The following is a 20,578-nucleotide window of genomic DNA, read 5'->3' on the forward strand; positions in this document are numbered from 1 at the left end:
TACGGGTTATCGTTCGGCTCCAAACGCGTGAACATCAACGCACGCATGATCCGCTTGCCGCCCTGGTCCTCACCCCAGTACCCGATCGACCACGGCTCGGCACACACCAGGGACATGTCCGTGATGCCACGCTTGGCCAACGCCTCCTGCACCAGCGGCGACGCGACCACCGCGGCCTCGCACTCGGCAAACTCATCAGCCATGATCGGCGGCTGCGTCCCGGCCGGCAACTCCACCCACCGCGTGATCGTGGACGAGGGCACATCCACGATCGCCTCATAGGCAAGATTCGTGTCGCGATCCACCAACACCACCTCAGCCTCACGGCTGAAACTGCCGGCCCGCAACGCCGCCTTGGCCGGCTCATGCAACGACACACTACTGAACCGGAAACTCTCCCCGGCCGCCGGCCCCGACTTCAGGACACCAACAACCCGCGCCAGCTCATCACGCGACAACTGCTCAAACGGACGGGCCCCAGCCCCCGCAACAGCCCTACCCGCTTCGGTTTCTTCGATGGTCATGAGTTACTCCTTGATAGATACAAAAAGGACAAAAAAGGTCCGTGGCATGGCAGCCGAAGAGTCCCGGAGATCGGCTTGAAAAGGCTGGACATGTCCCGCCGAAGCCGAGCAGCACCCTGTGGCCTGCTGATAGTGGTCCGGCATCACGGCATGGTTCTCACGCCGGATGCAGAAGACTTGAAGCCGCTAGATGCGGCTTAGCGGGGAGATGGTGGTTGTTGAACCCAGCCACTCCCGGCTTGGATTTGATGCATTCGAAACTGCGCTAAAAAATTTCATCCGGAACCCGGGTCGGGTCCGGGGAAGAATCACTTGCACTCCCGCGCTTCTCTATTCCTAGAGATTCAGTGGAACTCTACTTCGAGCTTCACCGACGTGATGCGGGTCACTTGCGTTCCTTTCATGTAGCAAAACTACGTGAGGGAATTCGTTTACGCGAGGCTTTTATGAATATTTTCCTGAGAAATTCAGCACCCTAAATTCTCATCCCAGTTAACATGTTGGAAACATTTGGTTGCGCGTCTCAGACTGTCGTTTCGAGTTCGGAAATGCTAGTGTTCTGGATCTCGGGCCGATGACTTGCGTCCCCCTCATGTGCAAGATGAGACTGCCCGTCATAGGGAAAGTTGGTTCGCATTGTCAGGCCGCGGTGATCGCTTCATCACTCCCCGTTCTCCGGTGGAGGGCCTCCGCCGTCGGAAACTGTCTTTCCTGCCGGTCTTCGCGCAAGCCGTAGCGGCGGTCGCGCCCGCCGGGGCCATGACCGTCATACCTGCGCTGGTCTTTCCGTCCCTTGTCTTTGGGTCCACCGGCCCGAACCTCGTACTGACGTTCGGGCTGGCCATGGCGATCATGGTGCTGGTTTCCCTCACCCTGAGGCCAATGGCCAAGCGCATGGCAGCCGTCAGCGGGCTCTACAGCTACACGGCCAAGGGACTGGGGCCGCGAACGGCAATCACCGTCGGCTGGTCTGCTATCTTCGGATATGCCCTCGTGGCCATGGCCAGCTTGTTGGTCGTCGGCACCTATGTGGCCCAGTTGTTCATCAACCTGGGAGTTCCCCTCGCGGACCCCCGGGTTGTCATGGTTCCCGTTGTCCTGCTCGCCGCGGGAGCCGCATGCCTTCTCATGGTGAGGGGGATCCAGATATCCGCTTGGTTCACCCTGCTGATCGAATCCATTTCGATCGCCGTTATCACCGTTCTCATGATTGTCTACTTCGCCTTCAACGCACCGAAGGTGAGCTTCACGAGTGTGTTCACGTGGAGCGGTAACTTTGATTCGTTATGGATTGGAATCGTGGTGGCCGTAAGCGCCTTTGTCGGTTTCGAGAGCCCGACGACGTTGGGCGGGGAGGCGTACAAGCCTTTCGTCAGCGTCCCTCGGGCCATCATGTGGACCCCGATTGTTACAGGTGTCCTCTATCTTCTTTCGGCAAGCGCCCAGGATGTCGCCCTCACCGGTGCGCCCTTGAGCATTGCCGCCAGCTCTACTCCGTTGTCTGACCTGTTCGCCCACACGTCCCCGGTATTTGCCTCGGTCCTTGACCTGGGAATCGCGGCATCGTGGTTCGCATGCTCGATCGCCTCCGTCAACGCGCTTGTCCGGATTTTCTTCTGCATGGGCCGCGAGGGCGTGGCACCGCGGGTAGTCGGCCGGACCCACCCCGTCTTCAGGACCCCGTCGATGGCAATCCTCTTCGTCATGCCGGTTGTTACCATCGTCCCCGTCGTGGTCATCATCTCCGGAGCCAGCCCCGCCCAGGGCCTCGTGACCCTCTTCTTGTTGGGTTCCTTCGGGTACCTGGGCGCCTACATCATTGCCAGCGCCTCCATGCCTTTCTTCCTGCGACGAATAGGCGAGGCCACGTTCGGCAGCTGGGTCCTCGGAGCGGCAACTACCTTGGCGCTCGGCGCGGTGCTGTGGGAAGCGACAGCGGAGTCCATCCGTGCGGGCAGCATGCAGATCTTCGCATATGCCGCCCTGCTCCTGGCCAGCGTCATTTACGCCCTGATCCTTCGCCTCCGCTTACCCGGGCGATTGTCTTCGGTGGGTATCTACGACGAGACCCGGGAATCGGACCTCTACCAAGGGAAGACCCTTCCGTGACCTATAGGCCCGTTAACGCGGGGTCCAACACTGTGTCCAACCCGCTCAGGATCCTCGAGGTCGTGGCGCGGTTCGGCACGGGCACCACCGCGAAAGAAATCACAGATACGCTGCAGATGGCGCCGGCGACCGCCTACCGCATGCTCAACGCACTGGTCGGGGACGAATACCTGGTCCGTACCTCGGACCTGCGCGGATTCGCCCTTGGACACGCCATTTCAGGACTCATTACGGCCGCGACTCCGCCAACTGTTCCTACCGCTGCCCGCGCCGTCATCGAGGAATTCCGCCGTGGAAACCGCTTCACGGTGCACCTCTTCATGTTCCGGAACGCTTCCCTCAGGATCGCCGACGAGGACCCCTACTATCCCCTTCGCTCGGCCTACGAAATGCTGCGGTATCCGCATGCCTCGGCGGCCGGGAAACTCATGCTCGCTGAGCTTGACGATTTGTCTGCTTCACTCCCAGGCGGGCAATTGGCGAAACTTACGGCGCACACCATCACCAACCGTGCCAAACTCGAAGAACAACTCGAAGAAATACGCTTCAACGGCGAAGCCTCGGAAGTCAATGAAATGGAGCAAGGCTCCTCCAGCTTGGCCCTTCCCGTACGGATGCCAAACGGCTCGGTAGGCGCAGCGTTGTGCCTCTCCGGCCCGTCTGAGCGATTCGCGGCGATCTATGAGCATGCGGACGCGGCACGTGAATTGACGGTGCAACTCGCGCCGCTCTTGTTCTAAAGCTCCTGAAGTAAGAGCCAACAAAAGAACGGCCCCGCCTCCGGACAAAGGCGGGTTCTAGCGGTCGTTGCAACACCCAGATCTTTTGGGAGTTGCAACGACCGTGTCGTCTTTAAGGTCAAAATCGGGTTCTCTCTTAAGGGAAAGATCGAGTTCCTCGAAGGACCGGAGAGCCTACTCGCGGGAGGAGAAGGACGCTTTCTTCTCCGTGCTTGATCGGCTTGGAAGTGTGAGCGCCGCTGCTGCCGAGCTTGGATTGAACCGGAATACGTGTTTCGGCTGGGCACGGAAGGCCGGGGTCGCTCCAAAGAAGGCAATGACCAGACAGGTTCCAAAGCGGAAGTACACCCCGGAGGAGAAGGAGCAGTTCTTCGCCGTGCTCGACCGCGTCGGCAATGTGACGTTGGCTGCCGCGGAGCTCGGGTTGAACCGGATGACGTGTTACCAATGGGCCTATAAGGCCGGAATCGCCAATATTCGCCAGGGCGCCGGCAAGCGCGAGGAGTTCCTCCGGCTGCGCAGGAACGGAGCGACCCGGCGCGAGGCCGCCAATGCCGTGAGCGTCCATCCCCGGACCGCGCAGGAGTGGGACCAAGGCGTCAGGAAGGTCGGCAGCCGACGCATTTACCCCGACGGGCGCATCGTCGACTACAAACGGGGAGTGACCACCCTGACCAACCCTCCCGGCCTGGACACGCCAACTGCCGGTCCGCCGCTGGCCATGTCCGCACTGGAGAAGCCAGTGGCCCCGAGGTTCCTCTCGCTCCAAGAGCGGGAAACCATCAGGGACATGCGGGCCGCCGGTTCCTCCATGCGGGCGATCGCGGCGGCCCTGGGTAGGCCTGCATCGACGGTCAGCCGAGAACTCGCGCGGAACACCCGGCACGCGTTGGGCTACCAGCCCTACGCAGCCCAACGGAAGGCCGTAGCCCGACGGGCACGGCCCAAGCCCGCCAAGCTCGCTGGCGAGTCCAAGCTGCGAGACTACGTGAAAGCAAAACTCCTCATACGCTGGTCTCCGGAGCAGATCAGCCACACCCTGGTCGACGAGTTCCCCGACTTACCGGAGATGCGTGTGCCCAGAGACGATTTATCAAGCCCTCTACATACAGGCCCGGGGCGGCCTCAAACGTGAGGTCGCAACTGCACTGCGGACGGGCAGAGTACGCCGCAAACCCCACAAGGATCCACAACAACGCCAGTCACGGTTCGTGGACCCGATGGTCATGATCTCCGAACGCCCGCCCGAGATCGAAGACAGGGCCGTTCCCGGGCATTGGGAAGGCGATCTCATCACCGGGGCGAACAACCAGTCCGCGATCGGGACGCTCGTGGAACGCACTACCCGCTACGTGATGCTCGTCCATCTGCCCGGTGACCACACGGCCGAAACTGTCCGAGACGGACTCATCGCCACCATGACCAAACTGCCCGAGCACCTGCGCGGTTCTCTGACCTGGGACCAAGGCGCGGAAATGGCAGCCCACAAATCGTTCAGCCTCGCCACCGACATGGAAGTCTACTTCTGCGACCCAGGCAGCCCCTGGCAGCGCGGCTCCAATGAAAACACCAACGGGCTACTGCGCCAGTACTTCCCCAAAGGAACTGACCTGTCCGTCCACGGCCCCGAAGACCTCGAACACGTCGCACAGGAACTCAACGCACGACCACGCAAAACGCTCGACTGGGATACCCCAGCCGAGCGTCTGCGTGATTTACTACTAACCACCTAACCAGCAGGTGTTGCAACGACCCCTAGAATCCGCCAAACGGAGGCGGGGCCGTTCAAGCAACACAAACCCGGAGCTACACAGCTGCGTCCTCGAGTGCGGCCTTCTCCGCTACCTCCGTGGAGCCCCCTGCGTGCGGTTCAAAGCGGACGAACATGGCTTTGAAGCCCGGAGTGTTGGACACGCGTGCCACGTTCTCCTTGTGGACCAGGGCGTTGGCCTCAGGGAAGTATGCAGCGGCGCACCCCTTCGCCGTCGGGTAGGCCACCAGGCGGAACTTCTCGGCCCTGCGGTCGCTGCCCTGGAAGGTGCTCACGACGTCCACGAGCTCCCGGTCCTTGAAGCCTTGCTCGGCGAGGTCCTCAGGGTGGACCAGGATCACCCGGCGACCGTCTGAGATCCCGCGGTAACGGTCGTCAAGGCCGTAGAACGTGGTGTTGTACTGGTCGTGGCTGCGCATGGTCTGCAGCACCAGGTGCCCTGGAGGCGGCGTGAGGTACTCCAGCGGGCTGACCGTGAAGCGCCCGCGGCCAATGTCCGTGGCGAAGGAGCGTGTGTCGCGCGGCGGGTTCGGCAGGACGAACCCGTTCTTGGTCCGCACCCGGGCGTTGAAGTCCTCGAAGCCCGGCAGGACCCGGGAAATGTGGTCGCGGATCACGTCGTAATCATCGGCCATGGCCTTCCAATTCACGGGGTGGTCCGGACCGAACGTGGCCTCGGCCATCCGTGCCACGATCACGGGCTCGGCGAGCAAGTGCTCGGACACCGGCTGCAGCCTGCCCTGGGTGGAGTGGACCACGGACATGGAGTCCTCGACGGACAGGAACTGGGCGCCGCCAGGGTGCTTGTCGTCCTTGTCGGTCCGGCCCAGCGTGGGCAGGATCAGCGAGGTCCGCCCATGCACCACGTGCGAGCGGTTGGGCTTGGTGGAGATGTGGACGGTCAGGCCGATCCGCTGCATTCCCGCCTCCAGGGTCTCCGTGTCGGAGCAGGCGAGCGAGAAATTACCGCCCATGGAAACGAAGACGTCTACCTCGTCCCGTTCGAATGCTTCCATCGACTCGACCGCGTCGAACCCGTGCTCGCGCGGGGAATGGATGCCGAATTCGCCGTCGATCGAGGCCAACAGAGCCTCTTTGGGTTTCTCCCAGATGCCCATGGTCCTGTCGCCTTGGACATTGGAGTGACCGCGCACTGGGCATGCTCCCGCGCCCGGCTTGCCGAAGTTGCCCTGCAGCAGCAGGACATTGACCATTTCCTTGATGGTGTCCACGGAGTGTGGCTGCTGCGTCACGCCCAGGGCCCAGCAGAAGATCGACGCCTTGGAGCGGATAAGCATGGCTGCCACGTCTTCGATCTGGGCCCGGGACAGGCCGGTGGCCTTCTCGGTTTCCTCCCAGTCCAGGACCCGGCGCGCTTCACCGTAGGCCTCGAATCCGTCGGTTTGGGCCTCAATGAAGGAGCGGTCGACGACGGTGCCCGGGTTTTCGTCCTCGGCGGCCAGGAGAAGGTGGCCAAGCGCCTGGAACAAGGCGAGATCGCCACCCACCTTGATCTGCAGGTATTCATCGGCGAGCGGCGTACCGTTGCCCACGACGCCGGAAAGCGTCTGGGGGTCGCGGAAGTTGAACAACCCGGCCTCGGGGAGCGGGTTGACGGCCACTACCTTGCCGCCGTTGTCCTTGCATTCCTTCAGCGCGGAAAGCATGCGGGGATGGTTGGTGCCCGGGTTCTGCCCGACGACGAAAATCAGCTCGGCGTCGTGGATGTCATCCAGCGACACCGTGCCCTTGCCGATGCCGATGGTCGGATTCAGCGCGGAACCTGACGATTCGTGGCACATGTTGGAGCAGTCCGGAAGGTTGTTGGTTCCCACGGACCGCGCGAACAACTGGTACATGAACGCGGTCTCGTTGGCCGTGCGCCCGGACGTGTAGAAGACGCAGCGCTCAGGCGTACTGGCCCGGACATGTTCGCCGATGAGCTCGAACGCCTCTGTCCAGGAGATCGGCGAATAATGCGTCTCCCCTTCCCTGATGACCACAGGTTCACTCAGCCGGCCCTGGTTGCCCAGCCAGTACTCGGTCTTTTCGGACAGTTCGGCAATGGAATGCTTCGCCCAGAACTCGGCCCCCACGGTCCGGAGGGTGTTTTCCTCGGCGACAGCTTTGGCGCCGTTTTCACAGAATTCCGCCGCTTTGCGTTTCTTGTCCGATTCCGGCCACGCACAACCAGGGCAGTCGAAGCCGCCGCGTTGGTTCAGCCGGAGCAGCGACTGCGCCGTGCGGGACACACCCGCCTGCGCCACGGCACGCTCGAGTGCCACCATGACCGCTTTGACCCCGGCGGCTTCGGTCTTGGGTTTGTGGACCTCAAGCTTGTCTTCGTTGATGTCGTCGATAGGGGCCGGCTGTTTCCCGAACTTCATTGTTCCAATTCCTTAGCGCTAATTTCCTGCTGGTTTCGATCACCACGAAGGCGCGCCAGGCAATTCCTGGCGCGCCTTCGTCGGGGCCCTGGCTACTCGGTAACTTTCGCCAGCGTTTCCTGTTCGGCTCCAATGGTGGTGTTGTCGCCGTGGCCTGTGCGGACGACGGTGTCCGCCGGCAGGGTCAACAGCCGTTCCCTAATGGAGCTCAGGATGGTCGGGTAGTCGCTGTAGGACCGCCCAGTCGCCCCTGGACCGCCGTTGAACAGCGTGTCCCCGGTGAAGACCGTTCCTTCGCTTTCCAGGTAGAAGCACGTGGAGCCCGGGGAGTGTCCCGGCGTGTGGATTGCCTTGAGGGTCGCGCCGCCCACCTGGAATTCGTCGCCGTCGTTGTGGTTCCGGTCCGGCGCGGCGTCCGGGTACACCTGGTTCCACAGGACCATGTCCTCGGCGTTCAGGTAGATCGGGGCGCCGACGGCGTCGGCGACTTCGCGGGCCGCGCCGATGTGGTCGTTGTGCGCGTGCGTGAGCAGGATGGCCACCACCTTCCGCCCGCGCACCTGGTTGACGATCGCCGCGGCGTCGTGCGGTGAGTCGATGATCACGCATTCGTCGTCGTTGCCGACGATCCAGACGTTGTTGTCCACGTCCCAGGTTCCGCCATCGAGCGAGAACGTGCCGGAGGTGATCAGGTTTTCAATAGTCACAGCCATTAGAGCTCCACCACCGAACGAAGTACTTTGCCAGCGTGCATCTTGTCGAAGGCCTCCTCAATTTGGTCAATGGTGATGCGTTCAGACACGAACGCGTCCAGGTCCAGGTTGCCCTGCTTGTAGTGCTGGACCAGCATGGGGAAGTCGCGCGAAGGCAGGCAGTCGCCGTACCACGAGGACTTCAGGGAGCCGCCCCGGCCGAAGACGTCCAGGAGGGGCAGCTCGAGCTTCATGGCAGGCGTCGGGACGCCCACCAGGACCACGCGGCCGGCGAGGTCGCGGGCGTAGAAGGCCTGCTTATAGGTTTCGGGGCGTCCGACGGCGTCGATCACCACGTCCGCGCCGTTTCCGCCCGTGAGCGCACGGACAGCCTCGACTGCATCCTCTTCCTTGGAGTTGACGCCGTGGGTGGCGCCGAGCGACTTCGCCATCTCGATCTTGTTGTTGTCGATATCGACGGCGATGATCGTGGTGGCGCCCGCGAGCTTGGCACCCGCGATCGCGGCGATGCCCACGCCACCGCAACCGATGACAGCCACGGATTCGCCGCGCTTCACCTCACCGGTGTTGATCGCGGCACCGATGCCGGCCATCACGCCGCAGCCGAGCAAGCCGACGGCGGCAGCATCGACGTCGGGATCTACCTTGGTGCACTGGCCGGCGGCCACGAGCGTCTTCTCGGCGAAGGCGCCGATGCCCAAGGCGGGAGACAGCACGGTCCCGTCCTCGAGGGTCATTTTCTGCGTCGCATTGGCAGTGTTAAAGCAGTACTGCGGCTGGCCCTTGGCACAAGCGCGGCACTGCCCGCACACGGCGCGCCAGTTCAGGATCACGCGATCGCCGGGGGCCACGTTCGTGACGTCGGGGCCGACGGCGCTGACGACGCCGGTAGCCTCATGGCCCAGGAGGTACGGGAAGTCGTCGCCGATCCCGCCCTGCTTGTAGTGGAGGTCGGTGTGGCACACCCCGCAAGTCAGGACGTCCACCAAGGCCTCCCCCGGCCCGGGGTCCGGGACCAAGATGGTTTCCAGCGAAACCGGGGCGTCCTTTTCCCGGGCAATAACGGCACGTACTTTATGGACCATGGTTCCTGGTGTTCCTTTCCTGGGGGCCTTCAGACCGGTTGGGGGTCGGGCATGAGTGCCAATCTACCGCCTCAGTGCTACTACTAAACGGCTACCAGGGCCAAATGGTCGCGGCTACGTTGCGGTTGCGCTTCGTCCGCGAACGCAATGTGGCTTTCCTGCCGCATCCTGGACACGTCGAGGGTGCGGACGGTCTCGCCGAAGACGTCGTCGGGATCCAGGCGGCGCAGTTCCTCCACGAGGCAATCCTGCAGGGTCCGGCGGGGCAGGGAGATCCGCTGCGCGGGCTGCCCCGGCTGGGTCAGGACGGCCACGGTGGAGCCGGGCCGGACCAGCTGGATGTCGCCCGAGGCCCGGCAGAGCTTGACACCACGGATCCCGGTGCCGGCGGGGTGGGCGACGATGGTGACCGGGGCGTTGAGGGCCCGCTGCAGCCAGGAGGCCAGCAGGAGGGTGCTCGGAGAGTCGGTAGCGCCTTCGACGGCGACGGACGTGATGGGCGAGCTGTCCGGGTGGTCCAACGCCGCCGCGAGCTGGATCCGCCAATTGGTCAGCCGGGTCCACGCCATATCGGTGTCACCTGCCCGATACGTCAAGCGGAGGTTGTCGAGGGCCCGTTGCGGATCCGATTCGTTGGCGGAATCCGTGATCCGGCGGTGGGCGATGCGTCCAATCGAAGTCTGAGAAGCGTTGAGCGGCGCTTCGTGCGGCCACCAAGCGACGATCGGGGCGTCGGGCAGCAACAAGGCCGCGACGAGCGACTCGCTTTCCGCGGCGAGTTCCCCGTAACCGCGCAGCACGATCACTTCGGAGGCACCGGCGTCGCCGCCCACCCTGATCTGGGCATCAAGGCGGGTCGCCTTCTCGGGGGAGCCCGCGGCCAGAACGATCACCCTGCACGGGTGTTCGCGGCTGGCCTCGTTGGCGGCCTCAATGGCCTCTTCTTCCAATCCGGATTTGGTAATGACCACCAGGGTAAGCACCCGGCCCAAAGCAATCACTCCACCCTGCTCGCGCAGGGTCATGAGCTTCTTGGCGATTTTGGCAGTTGTGGTGGCTGTCAGGTCTACGATCATGGCCTTCTCCATGTTCGTCCGTCGCGGGCCAACAGGTCATCGGCGGAGGCGGGGCCCCAACTTCCAGGGGCATAGGGTTCGGGCTGTTCCTGTAGGGACGCCCAATAGTTTTCGAACGGGTCAAGGATTTTCCAGGACAACTCCACCTCTTGGTGGCGGGGAAACAGTGGCGGTTCGCCGAGGAGCACGTCCAGGATGAGGCGTTCATAGGCCTCCGGGCTGGACTCGGTGAAGGCATGTCCGTAGCCGAAGTCCATGGTCACGTCGCGGACTTCAGTCTGCGTTCCCGGGACTTTGGAGCTGAAGCGGATCGTGGCACCTTCGTCGGGTTGGACGCGGATGACCACGGCGTTCTGGCCGAAGTCGTCGTCGAAGTCGCTGCGGAACAACAGGTTGGGTGCGCGCTTGAATACGACGGCGATTTCGGTCACGCGCCGCCCGAGGCGCTTGCCGGCCCGCAGGTAGAACGGGACGCCGGCCCAGCGGCGGGTATTGATGTCAAGGCGGATCGCGGCATAGGTTTCCGTGGTCGATCCGGCCGGAATGCCGTCTTCCTGGAGGTAGCCCTGGACCAGTTCGCCGCCTTGCCAACCGCCGGCGAATTGTCCGCGCGCCGAATGCTTGGACAAGTCTTCAGGGAGTTCGACGGCGGCGAGGACCTTTTCTTTCTCGGCACGCAGGTCGTCCGCATTAAAGGAGATGGGCTCTTCCATCGCGGTCAGTGCCAGCAACTGCAACAGGTGGTTCTGGATGACGTCCCGTGCCGCACCGACGCCGTCGTAATACCCTGCCCGGCCGCCGGTGCCGATGTCTTCGGCCATGGTGATCTGGACGTGGTCGACGTGCTTGGCGTTCCAGAGGGGCTCGAAAAGCTGGTTTACGAAACGCAGCGCCAGGATGTTCTGGACGGTTTCCTTGCCAAGGTAGTGGTCGATCCGGAACACGGAATCGGGCGGAAACACCGATTCCACGATCTGGTTGAGCTGCCGGGCCGAATCGAGGTTGTGGCCGAACGGCTTCTCAATGACTACGCGGCGCCACTTGTCCCCTTCGGCCTGGGCAAGTCCGTGCTTGGAAAGCTGGCGGCATACGAGCTCAAAAGACTTGGGCGGAATGGAGAGGTAGAACGCGTGGTTGCCCCGGGTTCCGCGTTGCTGGTCCAGGTCCGCGAGGGTTGCCGCAAGCCGCTCAAAGGCGGCGTCGTCGTCGAACTCGCCCTGGACGAAACGGATGCCTTCGGAAAGTTGTTCCCACACCGATTCGTGGAACGGAGTGCGGGCATAAGCCTTGATGGTCTCTTTGATCCCGGCGAGGAAGTCCTCATCGTCCCGGTTGGACCTGGCGAAACCGACCAAACCGAAGCTCGGGGGCAACAACCCCCGGTTGGCGAGGTCGTACACAGCTGGCAGGAGCTTCTTTCGAGCCAGGTCTCCCGTGATGCCGAAGAGCACCAAAGATGATGGTCCCGCAACCCGTGAGAGCCGGCGGTCACGGCCGTCCCGGAGCGGATTCTTCCCGGGCCTCACACTCGTATCAAGGTAAGTAACAGACATTGTTGCCTTCTATCTCTGACAAGCAATGCGGCCGTCGAACGACGGTCACGAAAGTATTTGCTCGCGGGTCTCCCCGAAAGGGACCGTGTTGCTGAGGGCGAGCGTGTACCGCCCGGGCTCGTGGCGGGTGACGAGGATGCCGGCATACCGTTCTGGCATTGCTACTTGCCGCAACATAGCCTCTGCACCGTCGAGCAACTCGTAAAGCCGACTTGGTTCAGTGACGCGAACTTCCAATTGTTCGGTGACCTGACTACGCATGGTGAACAGTTTCCTTCCTAGGGATTTCGGGCCCCCGTCCCCTTATCGCTGGTGGTAGAGCATTTAGATCAAATAGAGCGTGACGGGATCGTCACGGACAAACAAACGACGGCTGCCTGTGCCGTTCTCGATGACCCAGATCAGTTGGCCGTCGGCCGCGAGGTCATCTACGTAAGCGATGTAGCGAAATGAACCTGCGGACCAGACTTCAACACAATCCCGGCGCTCAAGGGAAGCCCAGTCCCGGACCGGCGGTTGGTCGGGGAATCGGCGGCTTCCACTGGACGATTCCAGTGTCCGTTGATTCATGACTTGTTCCTTCCGCCGGAGACGGCGTCCCGCAGCCTTCGAGGCTGCGGGACGCTCGTGTCAATCCGGGGACTAGACGATGGCGGCGCGGAGTTCCTTGGCAGCCAGAGCGGGGTCAGCAGCGCTGTAGATAGCGCCACCGACGACGGCAACGTCAGCCCCTGCGCGCTGAACCGCGGCGATGGTGGAAACCTTCACGCCACCTGCGACGGAGAACGGAACGCGAGCTTCTTCACCGGCAGCCAGGAGGCCGTTGAGGTCGAAGCCGGGCTTGGCCTGCTCGTCGAGGCCAGCGTGCATCTCAACGAACTTCGCACCGAGGGTGCGGGCTTCCTTGGCGCGGGTGACCTTGTCTTCGACGCTGATGAGGTCAACGACGACGCCCTTGTTGTGGGCCTTGGCAGCCTTGACCGCACCGGCGATGGTGGAGTCGTCAGCGGTACCCAGAACGGTCACGAGGTCGGCACCGGCCTTGAACGCGATGTCGGCTTCGAGTTCGCCGGCGTCCATGGTCTTCAGGTCAGCGAAGACGATCTTGTCCGGGTGGGCGTTCTTGACCGCGGTGATGACCGAGAGGCCTTCGCTCTTGATCAGCGGGGTGCCCAGTTCGATGATGTCGACGTATTCGGCAACCTTGCCGGCCAGTTCGAGGGCAGCTTCGGTGGTCAGGAGGTCGATGGCAACTTGGAGTTTCATGATGTTTGTTTCTTTCTCTAAGGGAACTGCTGGTTTGGGTGGAAAATGGGGGTCCCGAAAGGGTTCTTACTCGAGGTTTGCGTGGCGCAGCCACAGCTCCTCGGCCGGGGTGGCGACGTTGTCCCAGAGCGACTGGAAGATTGCCTCAGTGGCGATGAAGAGTGCCTGCTCGAAGAGCGAACCGGCGTACTGGCGCGAAACGCTCGAGCCGTGGTCGGTCTTCTGCGCGGCGGGGATGATCACCACGGCGTCGGCCAGGCCGGCCAGCGGCGAGTCCGGGTTGGTGGTGAACGCCGCGATGCGCGCTCCGGCCTTGGCAGCCGTCTCGGCGGACTTGACGACGCCGGAGGTCGTTCCCGATCCGGAGGCCACCAGGAGCACATCGCCGGAGCTGATGGCGGGGGTGGTGGTGTCGCCTGCGACGTGGACGTTCATGCCCAGGTGCATCAGCCTCATGGCCGCCATGCGCAGGACCAGGCCGCTGCGGCCTGCACCGGCAACGAACACCCGGCCGGGGTGGCTGAGGTGGCTGGCCAGACGGGCCATCTGCTGCTCGTCGATCTTCGCGACGGTAGCCGAAATCTCGTCCCTCACGAGGGACAGATTGCGGACAATGTCACTTGCGGTGGTGTACGCGGCGGTTGTCGCGTTTGCTGTCGTGGTCACGATTTGTCCCTTCGATTCGGTCGTCGGCCGGAGTGGCCGATCGAGTGCTTTCTGGTTGACATCAATACTCGCGAAACAAATGGGTAGGAGTAACACTGATTTCTGACGGTTCTAACTACCCATTCGGACTGGGCAGGCAATTTGGGTCCGGAGTAGACTGTCCTGATGAGCACTTCCGCCCCCCAATATGTGAAGGAATCCATCACTCCACTGGCAGAACTGCCTTGGCCGCTCCTTAAGGCCGTGGCGGCATTGGCCGACGCCCCACTCCTCCAAATAGCGGACCGGCTTCGCCAGGCCATGCTCCCCTACATGGGGAACAGCGCGTTGGTCATCTTCACGGAGGACTGCACGGGGCGCCCCCAGAAAAAGGCGGGAGACGAAGGAATCATTTCTCGGGTTTCCATCGCCGAGATGGACGCCGTCCGCGCTTCGCTGCCGGACGAGTCCCCCTGGTTCGGGGACGCGGAAATCGCCGGCAAGGCGCGCCCCGTGCTCGCCATGAAGCACGCTGCCAGCAACGCCCTCCTGGTCCTCACCAACCCTTACCCGCCAGGACCCGCATCCCAGGCTGAGATCGAACTGGTCACCTACCTGTGGCGCATCACGGCGAAACGGATCCAGGAGAAGGTGGCGGACGCACCGCCGTCGTACCTTTTGGAATCGCGCGCGGCTTCAGCCGAACGCCTTCGCGTCACCGCGGAACTGACGGACATGCACTCCACCACCCTCGAGACGCTCCTCGCGGCGCTTCGCTCTTCGTCCTTGGACGACTCCACAGCCCGGAACACGGTCACCGACCTGACCGCCAAAGCCCTGGTGGCGCTGCGCACCCTGAGCGACCGCACCACGGACCTCGTGGAAGAACCGGTCGCGAACGCCTTCGAACGCCTGCGGGAAGACCTGCGGCCGCTCACCCGTTTCAGCGGCACTGAGGTCGAATTCATCGAACCGCCGCTCAACGGCAGGGCCCTCCCCGGCGAAGTCGCCCACGCTGCGCGGGCCGTCGTCCGCGGACTGGTCCTCGCCATGATGGAGCAACCGAACGTCAGCCGTATCCGCACCCAATGGGACTGCGACGGCGAAAACCTCCTGATCAACGTGCGCGACGACGGCCGTGGCGTACTCGCCCCGGACGCGCCGAGCATCAACCGCCTGGACCGTCGCGTCCAGGCGCTCAGCGGAAACCTGCGCATCGAAGTCATGCCGGGTTGGGGTGCCGACGTCTTCGTCGCACTCCCCCTCGACCCGCCGTCGCGCCCGGCCGGGGACGTCGCCGGATGGAACCTCGCCGCCCGGGAACTCGAAGTGCTGCAGCACCTCGCCGCGGGTCAACGCAACCGCACCATCGCCTCGACGCTCGGCATCAGCGAGAACACGGTCAAGTTCCACATGCGGAACCTTTTCAAGAAGCTCGACGTCGGCTCCCGCACCGAGGCGATCGCCCTGGCCCACAGCCACGGTCTTCGCTGAGGCGCTGCGGCCTTAGCGGCGCGGCCCTTAGCGGCGCGGATCGACCATGGTCATACCGGCTACGTTCGCCGCGTCGAAGCGCGGTAGGAGCAGAGCCGCCTCGTCGAGCCCAATGACGCGTTCGATGAGGCCCTGGGGCCTGAGCCTTCCGGCTTCGATGAGCGCGAGCATGCCCGGATAGTCGGCCGCGGCCATGCCATGGCTGCCGAAAACATCGAGTTCCCAGGCAATCACGCGCGCCATGGGGACCCGCGGGTGGCCGTCCACGGGTGGCAAAAGACCGATCTGCACGTGCCGTCCGCGGCGGCGGAGGCTCAGGAGGGCGTCGGCACTCGTCTGTTCGCTGCCGACGGCGTCGATTGCTACGTGGGCACCGCCGGCGGTGATGGCGTGCACTTGGGCGGGGATGTCCGAACCGTCCGCGAGCAGCACCTCATCTGCTCCCAGCGAGGTGGCGACTTCGAGGGCCGCGGCATTACGGTCGACGGCGATGACCTTGCCGCCGAGGGCTTTCGCGATCATGACCGCGCTAAGTCCCACGCCTCCGGCGCCGACCACCGTCACCCATTCCCCGGCGGCGAGGCGCGCACGGCTGGTGAGCGCGCGGTACGCTGTTGCGAAGCGGCAGCCGAGGCTCGCGGCGGCTTCGAAAGTGACGCCGTCGGGAATCGCCACCAGGTTCGTGTCCGCGGCGTGGATGGCAACCCGTTCGGCGAAGGATCCCCAGTGCGTGAAGCCGGGCTGCTCCTGTTGGGGACACACCTGCGCGTTGCCGGCCAGGCACCATTCGCACTCCCCGCAGCCCTCGACGAAGGGAGCGGTGACGCGCTCGCCCACGGACCATTTCGCCACTTCCGGGCCCACCGCGGCGATTACTCCCGCGAATTCGTGGCCGGGAACGTGCGGGAGGGCGATCTCGTCGTGGCCGGCCCACGCGTGCCAGTCGCTTCGGCACAGCCCGGTAGCGACGACGTCGATCACTACCCCGCCGGGCGGAACCTCGGGTTCGTCGACGTCGCGGACCTCGAGGGGTCCGGCAATCTGTTCCATGATCATCGCGCGCATTAGCCAAGCATCCCCCGAACCGCGAGTTTGTGTACACCTGACACCCCTTAAAGCGGGCTTTAACGGGTGTGACCTGTACACAAACTCCGGCGAGTTACGCGTACGACGACGGCCCGCACCTGGGGCGCCCAGGTGCGGGCCGTCGTCGTGCCCGGACTGTTCCGCGGAAACCGCGGTATGTGGCTACTTGCGGACGAGGTAGATCGCGCCGGTGGTCACGTCCTCCTCAAGCGCTTCGAGCGTGCGGCCGCGGCTTTCCGGCACCTGGGTGATCACGAAGACCAGGGCCAGGGCGCCGACAACAGCAAAGAGGAAGAACGTCCCGGTGATACCCATCGCGGCAACCATGGACGGGAAGTACAGCGAGAGGAAGCCGTTGACCACCCAGAGGGCGAAGACGGCCACGCCGATCCCGAAGCCGCGCATGTGCAGCGGGAAGATCTCGGACAGGTAGACCCAGACTGCGACGTTGAGGAACGTCTGCATCGAGCCGACGAAGGCGACAACGAGGAACAGGATCACGAACGGACGGAGGGGGTTGCCGACGGGGAGGACCATCGAGGCGATGCCGATGAGCACGTGGCACGTCGTGGTGAGGGACAGGCCGATGATGAACGTCTTGCGGCGATCGAGGTGGTCCATCATCTTCAGGGCGATGATGCCACCGACGACGGCGATGATGCCGGGAGCGACGTTGGCGATCAGCGCGCCGTCTTTGCTGAAGCCGGATTCGGTGAGCACGGTCTGCCCGTAGTACATGATCGAGTTGATGCCGGTCAGCTGCTGCGCAATTCCGAGGCCGATGGCAACGAGGAGGATGCGGAAGAGGTTCTTGTTCGAAAAGATGGCGCGCCAGCCGATCTGGTGGCTCTCGCGCTCTTCCTTGGCGACAATCTCGACGTCGGCGAGCTCGGCTGCCGCGCGGTCCGCGGTGCGGACGGTCTGGAGCACCGAGAGTGCTTCATCCCGGCGGCCCTTCTCAACGAGCCAGCGGGGCGATTCGGGCATCCGCAGCATGCCGAAGAACAGGGCGACGGCGGGCAAGGCGCAGATCGCGAACATGATGCGCCACACGCCGTCGAGGTGGCCGAAGAGGTTGCCGATGACGGCGTTGACGACGAACGCCGCGAGCTGCCCGACCACGATGGCGAGCTCGTTGCGGCCGGCAAGCGAACCACGGATTTCGTAAGGAGCGAGTTCCGCGAGGAACACCGGCACAACCGTTGAAGCGCCGCCGACGGCGAGGCCGAGGAGGATGCGGCCCAGGACCAGGACCTCGAAGTTCGGGGTAAAGACTACTGCCACCGTTCCTGCGAAGAACAGGACGGCGAGGAGGATGATCGACTTGCGGCGACCCCAGAAGTCGGAGAGGCGTCCGCCGCAGATTGCGCCGATCGCCGCTGCGAAGACGAGCGAAGCCGTGACGACGCCCTCAGTGATGGGAGTCAGGCCGAGCTCCGAAGACATCGGGCTTAATGCTCCGTTGATGACGCCGGTGTCATAGCCGAAGAGGAGGCCGCCGAAGGTGGCGACCAACGCTACGAGGCCAAGGCGCTTACGGTGTGGGCCATCCGTCAGTGGCGGTAAAGATGAGGCTTGGCCGTGAAGATTTGCGGTTTCCATGTGACTCCTTTGTCGTCCAGGCGCGGACCCCTCGTGACCCGCATCACTACTCTAACACGCGAAAGTCTATATGTCAGGTCAAACTTACATAGAAATGATTTCGATGCCTTCATGGGGCGCGCAGGTATGAATTGGGGCGCTTCGGCACGGGGTGATACAGCGACTGGGAGGCCTAACGCGCGATAGGATTTCACGCATGAAAACAACGCGCGCCCGCTCCATCACCCAGGAAGACGTTGCGCGCGAGGTCGGCGTATCGCGCACGCTCGTCTCGTTCGCTTTCCGGGGCGCGCCAGGCGTGAGTGACGAGACCAAACAGGCAATCTTCGACGCCGCAAAGCTCCTCGGCTATAGCCACAACGCCGCCGCTGCCGATCTTGCACGGAAACAGCCCGCAACGGTCGGTCTCTTCCTCCTGGACCTGAGCAACGAAGTCTACGTCGACGTTTTCAGTGGAGTGCGCGAGGCGATTTCGCCCATGAAGAAGCGCCTCATCCTCAGCGTCTCGCACTCCCGGGGCAGCATTGACGAAGGATCGCTCAGCTCGCTCATCGAGGCGCGCGTGGGTGTCATCATCGCGGCTACGCTCCTGGAACCCGATTCGCAGGTCCAGGAGCTTTCCCGGACAGTACCGCTCATCAGTGTCACGCGGCGGGTGGAGGGGGTTGACAGCGTCTATTCAAACAATGTCGCCGGCGCCCGGGCCGCGGTGGAGCATCTGCTCAGGCTCGGCCACACCCGCATTGCCCACGTGACCGGCCCGATTCACCAAGGCCACGAAGACCGCCGCCTGACGTATGAAGAGGTCATACACAAGGCAGGCCTGGTGCCACAGGTGGTGTACGCGCAGGACTACACGCAGGAAGCAGCGAGGCAGGCCGCGGACCAACTGTTCGGGGCATTGGACCGACCCACCGCCGTATTTGCCCACAACGATGAGATGGCTCTCGGCGTCCGCGAAATCGCCTTCGTCCACGGCCTTGAAGTCCCACGGGACCTCTCCCTTGTTGGCTACGACGATTCGAGGATCGCCAAGCTCCATGGAATCGACTTGACCTCGGTAGACCTCCACGCGCTGGAACTTGGCCGGACAGCCGGAATCACGGCGCTCGAGCGACTCGCCAAGCCCGACTTCCCCGTCATTGACCGCAAGCTGGAGCCGCGCCTGATGGTGCGGAGCTCGACGGCGGCGCCCGCGCGTTAAATAGACCCTTGATTCAAGTTCGTTCAAATTGTTAGCATGTCAGTATGTAAGGACAAATTCCTTCACTTTGCTCTTGCGCTCGAAAGACACTCGCGCCTACACGCACTGCTCGGCTGACAGAAAGAAAGCAATCGTGACGACTACGCTTGAAACGCTCACTATCAACCATTTCATTGACGGGGAATTCTCTGCGGGGACGGGGTCGGCGACGAAGCCGGTCTACAACCCGGCGACCGGTGCCGTGACCGCGGAGTTGCGGTTGGCCTCGCGGGAGGACCTGGACCGCACAGTGGCCATCGCGAAGAAAGCCGCCGAGTCCTGGGGTGATATTTCCCTGGCCAAGCGCACCGCGGTGTTGTTCAAGTTCCGTGAACTCGTCGCCAACCATGTGGACGAACTGGCGGCGTTGATCACGGCCGAGCACGGCAAGGTCCTCTCGGACGCGAAGGGCGAGATCGGCCGCGGCCTGGAGGTCATCGAGTACGCCTGCGGTGTGCCGACGCTGCTCAAGGGCGAATACTCCGACCAGGTCTCCACCGGCATCGACGTGTTCTCCTTCCGTGAACCCGTCGGCGTGGTCGCGGGCATCACGCCGTTCAACTTCCCCGTCATGGTGCCGCTGTGGATGGCCCCGATGGCGATCGCGACCGGGAACGCGTTCATCCTCAAGCCCTCCGGCAACGTGCCCTCCGCGGCGATGCTGCTCGCGCGCCTGTTCCAGGAAGCGGGCCTGCCGGACGGGGTGTTCCAGGTCCTGCACGGTGACCGCGAGACCATCTCGGGCCTGCTGACCCACCCGGACGTGGACGCGATCTCCTTCGTCGGCTCCACCCCGGTCGCGAAGCACATCACCGAGGTAGGCACCAAGCACGGCAAAAGAGTCCAGGCCCTCGGCGGGGCGAAGAACCACGCCATCATCCTGCCCGACGCCGACCTGGACAACGCCGCGGACCACGTCGCGGCCGCCGCGTTCGGCTCCGCCGGGCAGCGCTGCATGGCCATCTCCGTCGCGGTCGCCGTCGGCGACGCCGCCGACCTGCTGGTGGGCAAGGTCCGCGAACGCGCCCTCGCGATCACGGTGGACAACGGCACCGCACCGGGTGCGGACATGGGCCCGGTCATCACCCCGGCCTCGAAAGAGTTCATCCTCAAGACCGTCACCGAAGCCGAAACCGCCGGCGCGGCCATGGTCGTGGACGGACGCGACCTCATCGTCCCCGGCCACGAGGACGGGTTCTGGGTCGGCCCCACCGTGATCGACCACGTCACCACCGCGATGAGCGCGTACACCGAGGAAATCTTCGGACCCGTGCTCGTCGTCGT

Annotated in this window: 16 protein-coding genes and 2 pseudogenes; 6 read left to right on the plus strand and 12 right to left on the minus strand. The window is 63.7% G+C overall.

Annotated elements, in window-relative coordinates:
* Window positions 1-524 (minus strand): annotated as a pseudogene (locus E1809_RS25060) (primary-amine oxidase); the annotation flags it as partial.
* A gap of 636 nt (window positions 525-1,160) precedes the next feature.
* Between E1809_RS25060 and E1809_RS25065 the strand changes: the two are divergent.
* The 3 genes and pseudogenes from E1809_RS25065 to E1809_RS25075 all read left to right on the plus strand — a co-directional run bounded on the left by E1809_RS25065 (window position 1,161) and on the right by E1809_RS25075 (window position 5,106).
* Complete coding sequence (locus tag E1809_RS25065; protein WP_235835776.1) at window positions 1,161-2,633, plus strand: APC family permease; 1,473 nt, start codon at window positions 1,161-1,163, stop codon at window positions 2,631-2,633.
* Window positions 2,630-3,373, plus strand: a complete 744-nt coding sequence (locus E1809_RS25070) for an IclR family transcriptional regulator (RefSeq protein ID WP_133206944.1) — start codon at window positions 2,630-2,632, stop codon at window positions 3,371-3,373. The genes E1809_RS25065 and E1809_RS25070 overlap by 4 nt, the downstream gene beginning before the upstream one ends.
* Window positions 3,374-3,689: 316 nt before the next feature.
* Window positions 3,690-5,106, plus strand: a pseudogene (locus E1809_RS25075) (IS30 family transposase).
* A gap of 73 nt (window positions 5,107-5,179) precedes the next feature.
* Here the strand turns inward: E1809_RS25075 and E1809_RS25080 are convergent.
* From E1809_RS25080 to hxlB, 9 genes are all read right to left on the minus strand, one after another.
* Entirely contained in the window at window positions 5,180-7,531 is a 2,352-nt protein-coding gene (locus tag E1809_RS25080; protein WP_133206945.1) for an FdhF/YdeP family oxidoreductase, read from the minus strand.
* Window positions 7,532-7,623: 92 nt separating this feature from the next.
* Window positions 7,624-8,244: an MBL fold metallo-hydrolase gene (locus E1809_RS25085; RefSeq protein WP_133206946.1), complete on the minus strand. Its 621-nt coding sequence runs from the start codon at window positions 8,242-8,244 to the stop codon at window positions 7,624-7,626.
* Window positions 8,244-9,329, minus strand: coding sequence for an S-(hydroxymethyl)mycothiol dehydrogenase (locus E1809_RS25090; RefSeq protein WP_133206947.1), 1,086 nt, complete (start codon window positions 9,327-9,329; stop codon window positions 8,244-8,246). The genes E1809_RS25085 and E1809_RS25090 overlap by 1 nt, the downstream gene beginning before the upstream one ends.
* Before the next feature lie 83 nt (window positions 9,330-9,412).
* Window positions 9,413-10,405, minus strand: a complete 993-nt coding sequence (locus tag E1809_RS25095; protein ID WP_133206948.1) for a glucose-6-phosphate dehydrogenase assembly protein OpcA — start codon at window positions 10,403-10,405, stop codon at window positions 9,413-9,415.
* Window positions 10,402-11,958, minus strand: coding sequence for a glucose-6-phosphate dehydrogenase (gene zwf / locus E1809_RS25100; RefSeq protein WP_133206949.1), 1,557 nt, complete (start codon window positions 11,956-11,958; stop codon window positions 10,402-10,404). Before zwf ends, E1809_RS25095 begins: the two co-directional genes overlap by 4 nt.
* Window positions 11,959-12,003: 45 nt before the next feature.
* Window positions 12,004-12,219: a hypothetical protein gene (locus E1809_RS25105; protein ID WP_133206950.1), complete on the minus strand. Its 216-nt coding sequence runs from the start codon at window positions 12,217-12,219 to the stop codon at window positions 12,004-12,006.
* 63 nt (window positions 12,220-12,282) lie between these two features.
* The gene (locus E1809_RS25110) at window positions 12,283-12,528 is read right to left on the minus strand and encodes a hypothetical protein (RefSeq protein WP_133206951.1); all 246 of its coding nucleotides are present in this window, start codon (window positions 12,526-12,528) and stop codon (window positions 12,283-12,285) included.
* Between the two features lie 72 nt (window positions 12,529-12,600).
* Window positions 12,601-13,224, minus strand: coding sequence for a 3-hexulose-6-phosphate synthase (gene hxlA, locus E1809_RS25115; protein WP_133206952.1), 624 nt, complete (start codon window positions 13,222-13,224; stop codon window positions 12,601-12,603).
* A gap of 66 nt (window positions 13,225-13,290) precedes the next feature.
* The gene (gene hxlB / locus E1809_RS25120; protein ID WP_133206953.1) at window positions 13,291-13,890 is read right to left on the minus strand and encodes a 6-phospho-3-hexuloisomerase; all 600 of its coding nucleotides are present in this window, start codon (window positions 13,888-13,890) and stop codon (window positions 13,291-13,293) included.
* A gap of 165 nt (window positions 13,891-14,055) precedes the next feature.
* On the opposite strand from hxlB, the gene E1809_RS25125 reads away from it, so the two are divergent.
* On the plus strand, window positions 14,056-15,363 hold the full coding sequence (locus E1809_RS25125; protein ID WP_133206954.1) for a helix-turn-helix transcriptional regulator: 1,308 nt from the start codon (window positions 14,056-14,058) through the stop codon (window positions 15,361-15,363).
* A gap of 27 nt (window positions 15,364-15,390) precedes the next feature.
* Here the strand turns inward: E1809_RS25125 and E1809_RS25130 are convergent, their stop codons facing one another.
* Together E1809_RS25130 and E1809_RS25135 are read right to left on the minus strand one after the other, a co-directional pair.
* The gene (locus E1809_RS25130) at window positions 15,391-16,428 is read right to left on the minus strand and encodes a zinc-binding dehydrogenase (protein WP_133206955.1); all 1,038 of its coding nucleotides are present in this window, start codon (window positions 16,426-16,428) and stop codon (window positions 15,391-15,393) included.
* 183 nt (window positions 16,429-16,611) lie between these two features.
* A complete protein-coding gene (locus tag E1809_RS25135) occupies window positions 16,612-18,051 on the minus strand; it encodes a sugar porter family MFS transporter (protein ID WP_133206956.1) in 1,440 nt (479 codons plus the stop codon).
* Between the two features lie 196 nt (window positions 18,052-18,247).
* On the opposite strand from E1809_RS25135, the gene E1809_RS25140 reads away from it, so the two are divergent.
* Together E1809_RS25140 and mmsA are read left to right on the plus strand one after the other, a co-directional pair.
* A complete protein-coding gene (locus E1809_RS25140; RefSeq protein ID WP_133206957.1) occupies window positions 18,248-19,255 on the plus strand; it encodes a LacI family DNA-binding transcriptional regulator in 1,008 nt (335 codons plus the stop codon).
* Between the two features lie 130 nt (window positions 19,256-19,385).
* On the plus strand, window positions 19,386-20,578 hold a 1,193-nt coding region (gene mmsA, locus E1809_RS25145), incomplete at its 3' end, for a CoA-acylating methylmalonate-semialdehyde dehydrogenase (RefSeq protein ID WP_407921061.1).

Source organism: Arthrobacter terricola (assembly GCF_004354015.1).
Taxonomy (GTDB): Bacteria; Actinomycetota; Actinomycetes; order Actinomycetales; family Micrococcaceae; genus Arthrobacter; species Arthrobacter terricola.